Origin of the sequence: Leisingera coralii, from assembly GCF_049056525.1 — a bacterium.
GTDB lineage: Bacteria > Pseudomonadota > Alphaproteobacteria > Rhodobacterales > Rhodobacteraceae > Leisingera > Leisingera coralii.
Window position 1 is genome coordinate 1 of the sequence record NZ_JBHUPT010000089.1, and the last position, 9,232, is coordinate 9,232.

The window sequence follows — 9,232 nt, forward strand, 5'->3', positions numbered from 1 at the left end:
CGCCGGTGCCGCCATCGCCAGTGCCGCCATCGCCGGTGCCGCCATCGCCGGCGCCGCCATAGCCGCCGGCTTGGCTATCCAAGGGACTGTTTAGGAAACAGGTGAGCAGAACGAGGAACAAAGCACGATGTAACAACATCGGCTTGAAGTAGGGCGGTTATCCCTCCAGTCCATAAGCCTTACGGATACCCCTTTGCGTTCCCGGTCCGAAGTCGCCGTCGATCGCGCCCGCATAGAAGTTGTTGTCCTTCAGTTTCCGTTGCAGCGCGCGCCGCGTCTCTGCGGTGAACATTTTGGGGCGTTCGCTCAGCAGATTGAGCACATCAGAACTGCCGCTGCGCAGCGCCGCATAGAGGTAATGCGCTGAATCTTCAGGGCCTTTCGAGGGGATCAACCCATCGTCGATCAGCGCCGCGAAATTGAACTGAGCCTGCGGATGGCGCAGGTCCGCGGCGCGCTCAAAGAAAGTCAGCGCCTTTTGCGGATTGGCGGGCAGGCCCAGCCCGCCCTGGTAGTGCAAAAACCCAAGATCGTTGATCGCATCGGCAAAATCCTGGGCTGCTGCGGCCTGATACAGCTCCAATGCCTTGGCCGGATCGGCTTCGACACCGGTGCCGCGCTCATAAAGCTTGGCCAGTTCAAACTGTGCTTCAGGAGAGCCGGCATCCGAGGCACGCTGCAGGAAATCCACGGCTGCCTTGGGGTCAAACCGGCCCTCATTCGGGTTGAGGCGGATATAGGCCAGACCCAGCATCGAACGGGTGTCGCCGAGGTCGGCCAGCGCCAGCAGCTGCTCCTCCTGGTCGGGCTTCAGCGCGGCCCAGGCGGCGGAGGCATCGGCCACGGACACCGGCGCATCGTCCTCACCGGGGCCGGCCAGATAGAAGGGGACCCCGGTCAGCGAACCGTAGGTATGGGGTTCCTGCAGGTTGGCGGTGGTCTCCAGCACCCGGTCGCGCACCTGGCGGAACATCAGGCTGATCTCCAGCCCGGGCTGCACCATTTTCTCCATCAAGGCTGTCGCATAAGGGGAGTTGCTGCCGCTGCCGTCCAGCGCCACCTGGCCATCCTTGGCGGCAAAGGCGACCAGGGTGCCGCGGTCCGGATCGGCCGGCGCCATGCCGCCGCCGCCGCGGGTGGTTGCCGTGGTGTCAGTGGTCTGGCTGCCGCCTTGCTCCAGGGCAATGGAGTCGCCCAGCGGGTTGTCGCGGCAGCTGTCGAGGATCACGATGCGCATCTTGCGGGCCCGGTCCACTGCCGCCAGCAGCTGTTTCAGCGACAGCGACTGGCGCTGCACATCGCGGTTGCTGGCCACTTTGGCGTCTGCCGGGATCAGGAAATTCTCGCCCTGAACCTCGATCCCGTGGCCTGCGAAATAGACCAGCGCCAAGTCGGCGACTTCGGAGCGGAAGGCGAAATCATCCAGCATCTGCTCCATTTCCGCGGTGCCCGGATCCAGCGCCAGGCTGACGTCAAAGCCGATCCCCTCCAGCGTGTCCGCCATCGCCACGGCATCGTTGCGGGTGTTTTCCAGGGGCGGCAGATACTGGTATTGCGCCACGCCGATGACCAGGGCAATGCGGTCGCTGGCAGCCTGTGCCCCTGCCGCAATTAGCAGGCAGGCAGTGAAAATCAACGGTTTGAAAAGGAAAGACATACGGATACCCGGGCTGGCGGTTTCAGCTATGCCCAATGTAGTCCGCGGCGGCAGCAATTAAAAAAGAAAATTCGCGGCGGCAGGGGCCGGCAAGGCAGCCCCGCCCTGACGGGGCGGGGCGGGGCCGGGGAGTTCAAGTGCTTGCCATGCTGCTGGCAGAGCGCAGCCGTTCGCGCAGTTTTTCCAGGGTGACCCCTGCCGCGGCGGCCGGCAGATCGGCGGGGCCTGCCTCGTCAACCTGCGCCTGCACGCGCTTGTAGAAACCGGAGAGCCCGGCCAGGGTCTGGATCACCAGATCGAAGTCCTGCAGGGAGCGCAGTTCCTGGCTGGTCGGCGGCGTGCCCCGTTCCAGAACGTCGAGCACGACGTCTTCCAGCGCCTGCATCTGACCGCGCAGCTGCTCCATTTCCCACGCCGAGGCGGCGCAAAGTTCGCTCAGGGCTTTGCCGGGACGCTCCATCGTTACAGCCGCCCGACGACCTGTTCGATGGCCTGTTTCATCGTGGCAACCGTGAACGGCTTGCGGACAATGTTGTTGAGGCCGATCTGCTTGCCGACCTGGATCATCTCCGGCGTCGGCTTGCCGGTGACCAGAATGAAACCGACCCGCTGGGTGACCTGGTGGCTGCGCAGGGCCTTCAGCAGGCCCAAACCGTCCATGCCCGGCATGTTGTAGTCGGACAGCACCATGTGCACCGGCGTCTGAACCAGTTTCTGGTAGGCGCCCTGGCCGGAGTTTTCGACCATGTAGTTCTTGATGCCGATCTCATCCAGGCTCTGTGTGATGATCCCCCGGCTGGTTGACATATCGTCAACGACCATAACGCGGAGAGAGTCTTTCAAGCTCATTTTTCTTTCCTTCTGCTCTGCTTGCAGCCGTGGTCAGGGAGTCCTGCCAGCGGGTGAGTTAACATAGGTTGTGATCCCGGCCGTCTTCAGGTGCTGCGCTGCCGGGCCTGACATGCGCTCGGAGTGCCCGATGAAGAGGTAGCCGCCCGGGTTCAGGGCATTCTGGAAGGCCTGCCACACCTTCTGCTGGGTCGGGTTGTCGAAATAGATCGCCACGTTGCGGCAGAAGATGGCATCGAACTTGCCCCGGAACGGGAACGGCTCGATCAGGTTCAGCACCCCGAAGGTGATCAGCTTGCGCAGGCTGTCCGGCAGCCGCCCCCCGGAGTCGCGGGCGGGCACCAGCTTGCGGTATTTCGCGTCGATCTGGGCCAGTTCGTCCTCGGGATACTTCGCCGCCTGGGCATGACGCACCACCACCGGGTCGATGTCGGTGCCCAGGATCTTGAAGTCCAGCTTGGCCGCCTCCGGGCACAGATCCAGGACGGTCATGGCAATCGAATAGGGTTCCTGCCCGTTGGAGCAGCCCGCCGACCACAGCCTTACCCGGCCGCCGCGCCGCGCCTTTTCGATCAGCGGCGGCAGCACGTCACTGCGCAGAGTTTCGAAATGGTGCGGTTCCCGGAAGAAATGGGTCACGTTGGTGGTCAGAAGCGACAGCAGGCCGCTGCGCTCCTGTTCGGCGCTGGGGCCGTCCAGGCAAGCCAGATATTCCTTGAAGCTGGTGAAATTGCGCTGGCGCAGCTTGCGCGCCAGCCGCGAGGACACCAGCGGCTTCTTGCTTGCCGCCAGGGCCAGGCCGAAGTGCTTGTGCGCAAACTGCGCAATGGCTTCGAATTCCTGGTCCGAGAGCGAAAAGCTTTCAGCTGCGGGAGAGATGGAACCTTCTGCGCTCACGGCATCACCTGCTCCGGAGCCGAGATCACCGCATCCAGGTTTATGATGCGCACCATGGTGTCATCATGCGAGATGATGCCCTGGATGTATTCCATCGTGTTGCGGCTGTCGACCGGCGGGGTGTCCTGGATGTCATCCGGGTTGATCGAGATGATTTCCGAGACCGACTCCGCCAGCAGCCCGACCGGCTTGCCATGCACCGAGACCACGATCACCACATTGCGCTCGCTGGCTTCGGTCTGCTGCAGGCCGAAACGGGCCGACAGGTCATAGATCGGGATCACCGCGCCGCGCAGGTTCATCACCCCCAGCACATCGGCCGGGGCATGCGGCAGGATGGTCACCGGCGACCAGCGCCGGATCTCGCGGATCTGGGTGATCTTCAGGCAGAAAGCCTGGCCTGCCACGGTGAAGCTGACGAACTCGCTGTGTTCAGCGTGCTTCACTTCCTGATCGGTTTGCTTCACTTCAGCTTGCATTGCTCATTCTCCGCTCGGTGTCAAAGGCGGCTGCTGTGGGCGAGGCCGCAATGATGCTTTCTGGGTCCAGGATCATGGCGATTTTACCGTCGCCGAGGATGGTTGCGGCGGCGACGCCGGGAATTTCCCCGCAGACGCCGTCCAGGCTCTTGATCACCACCTGGCGCTGGTCGTGGATGTCATCCACCGCCAGGGCGCAGCGCTGGCCGGTTTCGGTCTCCACCAGCAGGTAGACGCCGGCCTGCTGGTCGCTTTCGCGGTAGAGGCCCAGCCCGCCGGCAACATCGCAGATCGGCACGAAGTTGCCGCGGATCGACAGCAGGGTGCCGTCGGCGCCCAGGCTGTTGATCATGTCGTCGCTGCCGCGCATGGTTTCGACAATCGAGGTGATCGGCACCACCATGGTCTGATCGGCAACCGACACCACCATGCCGTCCATCACCGCCAGCGTCAGCGGCAGGATGATGGTGAAAGTGGAGCCCTTGCCCGGCGCGGAGGAGATGTTGATGCGCCCGCCAAGGCCGGTTACCGCGTTCTTCACAACGTCCATGCCGACGCCGCGGCCGGAGAGGTTCGAGATCTCCTTGGCCGTGGAGAAACCGGGCGCAAACAGCAGGTTGTCGATCTCGCTGTCCGTCAGTTCGGCGTTTTCCGGGATCAGCCCCTTCTCGATTGCAATTTGCTTGACCCGCGGGCGGTTCACGCCTGCGCCGTCGTCCCTGATCTCGATGCAGACGCTGCCGGAGCGGTGCGAGGCCGACAGCCGGATTTCGCCTGTTTTGACCTTGCCCGCGCTTTCGCGGTCTTCGGGTTTTTCAATGCCGTGGTCGACCGCATTGCGCAGGATGTGCGTCAGCGGATCGGACAGCCGTTCGATCACCGTCTTGTCGACCTCGGTGTTTTCGCCTTCGGTGACCAGCTTGCAGGTCTTGCCGGTGGCGGCCGAGGCCTCGCGCACGATCCGGGCCATGCGCTGGAACAGCGGTTTCACCGGCTGCGCGCGGATGGCCATGACACCTTCCTGGATGTCGCGCGCCAGGTTCTTAAAGCCTTCCAGCTCCGTCTCGACATCCCGGGTATCCGAAACATTGAGATTGGCGATCTGCTGCGCGAGCATCGAATGGTTGATGATGAGCTCCCCGACAGCGTTGATCAGCCGGTCCACCCGCTCGAGCTCGACGCGGAGCGTGGGCTTGGGACCGCCGCGCTGCTCCTGCTTGCCGCTCTCGGCTTTCGGGGCCGATGCCTTTTCCTCGGCAGCTGCCGGCTTGGCTTCGGGTTCAGGTGCGGGGACCGGCGGTTCAAAAGGGGCGGCAGAGGCCTCGCCGTCTGCGCTGTCCGCGGCAGGCGGCGCGGGCGGAGCGCTGAACATCGCGTCCAGGGCGGCTAGGGCGTTTGCCTCGGCTTCCGCATCGCCATCCCCGGCAATCGACAGCTCGCACAGGCCTTCGACAAACTCGAAGACTGCCTCGACCACCGACCGGGGCTCCTTGGTTACCAGCACCAGGTCCCACGCCAGGTAGCTTTCGTCCATGTCCATGGTGTCGAAGCCGGGCAGCTCGTTCTCGTCGAGCTTCACGGTCAGCTCGCCCATGTCCTTGAGCGCCTGGAACAGGAAGAACGGCTCGTTGCCGGTGCCGTACATCTCCTTCAGCGGCTGGAAGCGGATCCGGTAGGTCTCTTCCTGCGGTGCCGCCGGGGCACCGCCAATACCGCCGAGGTCAGCCATCGGCGCCGGGCCGCCAAGCCCCATCGGCTCGAAGGTGAGGTCTTCCTCTTCTTCGGGGATGTATTCGTCCAGCGCCGCCAGCAGGGTGTCGTGGTGCGCTTCATCGATCTGGCCGCCGTCGCGGGCGACTTCCACCAGCGCCGACAGGTGGTCGCTGGAGCGCAGCAGCAGCTGGATCAGCTTTTCGTCCAGCTCCAGCCGGCTCGAGCGCACCTCGTCGAAGACAGTTTCGAACCGGTGGGCAAAGGCCACCAGGTCATCCAGGCCAAAGGCCCCGGCACCGCCTTTGATCGAGTGCACGGCGCGGAAGATCGCATTGACCACCTCAGGGTCGTGATCGCCTCCTTCGATGGCGGTCAGCCCCTCATCCGTTGCTTCGAGGAGCTCTTCGCACTCCTCAAAGAAGGTATCCTGAATCGAGCCGGACATCTCAGGCCGCAGCTCCGGTCACTCGCTTGAGCGCAAAGATCAGCGAGGCATCGTCAAACGGCTTGGTGATCCAGCCGGTGGCGCCGGCGCCGCGGGCGCGGGCCTTCAGCTCGGGGGCGCTTTCGGTGGTCAGCACCAGGATCGGCACCTTGGAGTTGATGCCGTGGCCGCGCAGCTCTTCGATCACGCCGAAACCGTCGAGGTTGGGCATGTTGATGTCGGTGATGACGACGTCGGGGTCGACGTCGGAATACATGTCCACCCCTTCGCGGCCATCGACCGCACAGTGGTATTCAAACCCGGCCTCTTCCAGGGTTGCGGCCAGAAGATTCCGGATCGTGCGGGAATCGTCGATTGCCAGAACTTTGGTCTTCATGCTGTTTCCTCGTCTTCAAAACGGTTGGGCTCCAGCCCCAGAAGCGTCAGGGACTTGCGGCAGGATTCGGTGATGTTGGTGACTGAGAAGCCTACCCCCTCGGACCGCCACTGCTGCTCTGCTCCGAGCAGAATCTGCAGGCAGCGCGACGGCATCAGAGCCACGCCGCTGCAGTCGATTTCGACAGCCTTGGCGCGCGCCCCTTGCAGAAAGGCGATCAGCGGATCCAGCTCCGCGAAGGCATTCGGCAGATCCAGAATGTGCTTTTGCGTTTCCGTTGTCATGTTCGGCGATTCGCACCCCCGTTGTCGGCGATCAGTTCGAGTTCGATGAAGCAATTGATAGGTGCGGGGCCTTAACATTTGATTGCCGCCGCGCGCCGGTGGAGGGGGATTCATAAGGAGAGGCCGGGCAATTCCGCGTCGAAATTCCCGTCAATTTTTAACAGTGGCCGGACAGGCCCGGGAATCACCTGGCCGCGGCGCTGCAGCGCTTTCGGCTGTGTGCAGTATGCTGCGCACAGCCAGCAGCTGCATCTTTACCGGGCCTTTACGGAGTGACGCTGTTGCGCTGCGGATTCCGGCTCTTTTTTGCTGTTGAACAGGGTCAGGCTGCCCTTCCGTAAGCTGCAAATTAACATCTGCGCGACATCCTGAGTGGCATCATCATTTGCGGTGGCCCAGACCGCAACACTCTTAGGAGGACGGAATGAAAGCCCTGAAGTCGCTTAAACTGGCACATAAGTTGCCGTTGTTTGTTGTTGGACTGGTTGTGCTTGTGACGGCGATTCTCGTCACCATCAGCACCATCAGCTTCCAGCGCAGCGCAGAAACAAATGCCCAGGATCAACTGAGCTCCATGGTGGCGGACCGCAAGCTGTCGGTGCAGACCCTGCTGGACGGGATTCATGCGGATGTCCGGACGCTGGCCTCGGTGCCGTCAACGGCAACCGCCATTGAATGGCTGACGATGACGTGGAACGACCTGGAGGGAAATCCGGGCGAGGTTCTGCGCCAGGCCTATATCGACGACAACCCGCATCCGGCCGGCGAGAAACATCTGCTGGCGCGCGGCAAGGGCGACTCGCCCTACCACATGCATCACGAGAGCTTTCATCCGGCCTACAGGACGCTGACCGAGAGCAAGGGCTATTATGATGCCTTCCTGATCAACCTGGCCGGCGACATCGTCTATTCGGTGTTCAAGGAAAGCGATTTCGGCACCAACATGATGTCCGGGCCGTTCAAGGACTCCGGCCTTGCGAAGGTGTACCGCGAAGCGCTCGAAGGCAGCCGCGGCGAGGTGTTCTTTGCCGATATGGAGCCCTATGCGCCAAGCGCGGGTGCGGCGGCTGCCTTTGCCGCGTCGCCGGTCGTGAATGACGCCAATCTCACCGTCGGTGTGCTGGCGGTCCAGATTCCCGTCAGCTTGATCGGGTCGATCGTCAACAATGAGCAGGGCATGGGCGAAACCACCCAGATCTATCTGGCGGGTTCCGATATGCAGGCCCGCACGAATTCGCGGTTCGAAGGCGGCTTCAAAGTGCTCTCGCAGCTGCCGCCGACCAAGCAGGTGGTGGAAGCCTTTGACGGCAAGTCGCATGTGCAGACTGGTGTTCCCGGCCTCGACGGGCATCCCGTGCTGGCCTATTCGGAACCGCTGCCGCTGGCCTTCGCAGACTGGGCGATCATCGCCGAGCAGGATCTGGCTGAACTGATGGCCCCGGCGGTCCAAAAGCGCAACATGCTGCTGTTGGCCTCGCTGATCTGCGCCGGCGGCATGTCGTTCTTCGGCTGGCTGTTCGCCCGCTCCATCACCAAGCCGATCGACCGGATCTGTGAAAACATGGAGGCGGTGTCCTCCGGTAATCTCGACATCACCGTCACAGCCGCCAGCCGCAGCGATGAGATCGGCAAGATCGGCAAGACGCTGGTGTCGATGCAGCAGGACCTGAAGCAGGCCCGCGCTGCGGAAGAGGAACGCGCTGAAATGCAGAGGCAGCAGCAGGAGGTGGTCGAAAACCTGAGCGCGGGCCTGATGCAACTGGCCGACGGCGACTTCTCGCAGCAGATCAAGGGTCCGTTCCCGCAGGAGTACGAACAGCTGCGGAAGAACTTCAACAGCACGGTCACCAATCTGAGCGGCACCGTCCAGCAGGTGATCGAGGCCTCCGGCAGCATCCGCAACGGCGCTGCCGAGATCAGCCAGGCCTCCGATGACCTCTCGCACCGCACCGAGAGCCAGGCCGCGACGCTGGAAGAGACTGCGGCGGCGCTGGATGAGCTGACCGCTTCGGTGAAATCCGCTGCCGAAGGCGCCCGCAGCGTCGAAGCAACCATGGCCGAGGCGCGCACCGAGGCGGAGAACAACCGCGAAGTGGTGCAGAGCGCGGTGTCCGCCATGACTGAGATCGAGCAGAGCTCGAACCACATCAGCCAGATCATCTCGGTGATCGACGACATTGCCTTCCAGACCAACCTGCTGGCCCTGAATGCAGGGGTTGAGGCGGCGCGGGCGGGCGAGGCCGGCAAGGGCTTTGCCGTGGTCGCCAGCGAGGTGCGGGCGCTGGCGCAGCGCTCCTCGGACGCGGCGATGGAGATCAAGACGCTGATCAGCGACAGCTCCAAACAGGTCGAGCGCGGGGTGGATCTGGTCGGCAAGGCCGGCGAGGCGCTGCAAAGCATCGTCGAACGGGTCACCCATATCTCGCAGCTGGTCTCCGGCATTGCCGAGGGCGCCGCAGAGCAGTCGACCGGCCTCAACGAGATCAACACCGGCGTCACCCAGCTGGACCAGGTGACGCAGCAGAACGCGGC

General features: G+C 63.2%; 9 protein-coding genes. 1 reads left to right on the forward strand and 8 read right to left on the reverse strand.

From position 1 onward, the window contains the following. Nucleotides 1-157: 157 nt before the first annotated feature. The 8 genes from ACFMBG_RS22200 to ACFMBG_RS22235 all read right to left on the reverse strand — a co-directional run bounded on the left by ACFMBG_RS22200 (nt 158) and on the right by ACFMBG_RS22235 (nt 6,700). Nucleotides 158-1,657: a caspase family protein gene (locus ACFMBG_RS22200; RefSeq protein ID WP_421056850.1), complete on the reverse strand. Its 1,500-nt coding sequence runs from the start codon at nt 1,655-1,657 to the stop codon at nt 158-160. A 133-nt stretch (nt 1,658-1,790) separates the two neighbouring features. Continuing rightward, nucleotides 1,791-2,117 carry a hypothetical protein gene (locus ACFMBG_RS22205; RefSeq protein WP_421056851.1) on the reverse strand — a complete coding sequence of 109 codons (327 nt, stop codon included), beginning with the start codon at nt 2,115-2,117 and terminating at the stop codon, nt 1,791-1,793. A 2-nt stretch (nt 2,118-2,119) separates the two neighbouring features. After that, nucleotides 2,120-2,506, reverse strand: coding sequence for a response regulator (locus ACFMBG_RS22210; RefSeq protein WP_421056852.1), 387 nt, complete (start codon nt 2,504-2,506; stop codon nt 2,120-2,122). A 33-nt stretch (nt 2,507-2,539) separates the two neighbouring features. Continuing rightward, entirely contained in the window at nt 2,540-3,403 is an 864-nt protein-coding gene (locus tag ACFMBG_RS22215; RefSeq protein WP_421056853.1) for a CheR family methyltransferase, read from the reverse strand. Then, nucleotides 3,400-3,882 (reverse strand): chemotaxis protein CheW, encoded by a 483-nt coding sequence (locus ACFMBG_RS22220; protein WP_019297432.1) that lies wholly within the window; start codon nt 3,880-3,882, stop codon nt 3,400-3,402. The genes ACFMBG_RS22215 and ACFMBG_RS22220 overlap by 4 nt, the downstream gene beginning before the upstream one ends. Then, a complete protein-coding gene (locus ACFMBG_RS22225; RefSeq protein WP_421056854.1) occupies nt 3,872-6,040 on the reverse strand; it encodes a chemotaxis protein CheA in 2,169 nt (722 codons plus the stop codon). The genes ACFMBG_RS22220 and ACFMBG_RS22225 overlap by 11 nt, the downstream gene beginning before the upstream one ends. Nucleotide 6,041: 1 nt before the next feature. After that, nucleotides 6,042-6,416 (reverse strand): response regulator, encoded by a 375-nt coding sequence (locus tag ACFMBG_RS22230; RefSeq protein WP_421056855.1) that lies wholly within the window; start codon nt 6,414-6,416, stop codon nt 6,042-6,044. Then, nucleotides 6,413-6,700, reverse strand: coding sequence for an STAS domain-containing protein (locus ACFMBG_RS22235; protein WP_421056856.1), 288 nt, complete (start codon nt 6,698-6,700; stop codon nt 6,413-6,415). The genes ACFMBG_RS22230 and ACFMBG_RS22235 overlap by 4 nt, the downstream gene beginning before the upstream one ends. Nucleotides 6,701-7,124: 424 nt before the next feature. On the opposite strand from ACFMBG_RS22235, the gene ACFMBG_RS22240 reads away from it, so the two are divergent. Next, nucleotides 7,125-9,232, forward strand: a 2,108-nt coding sequence (locus ACFMBG_RS22240) for a methyl-accepting chemotaxis protein (protein ID WP_421056857.1), incomplete at its 3' end; no start/stop codon positions are given.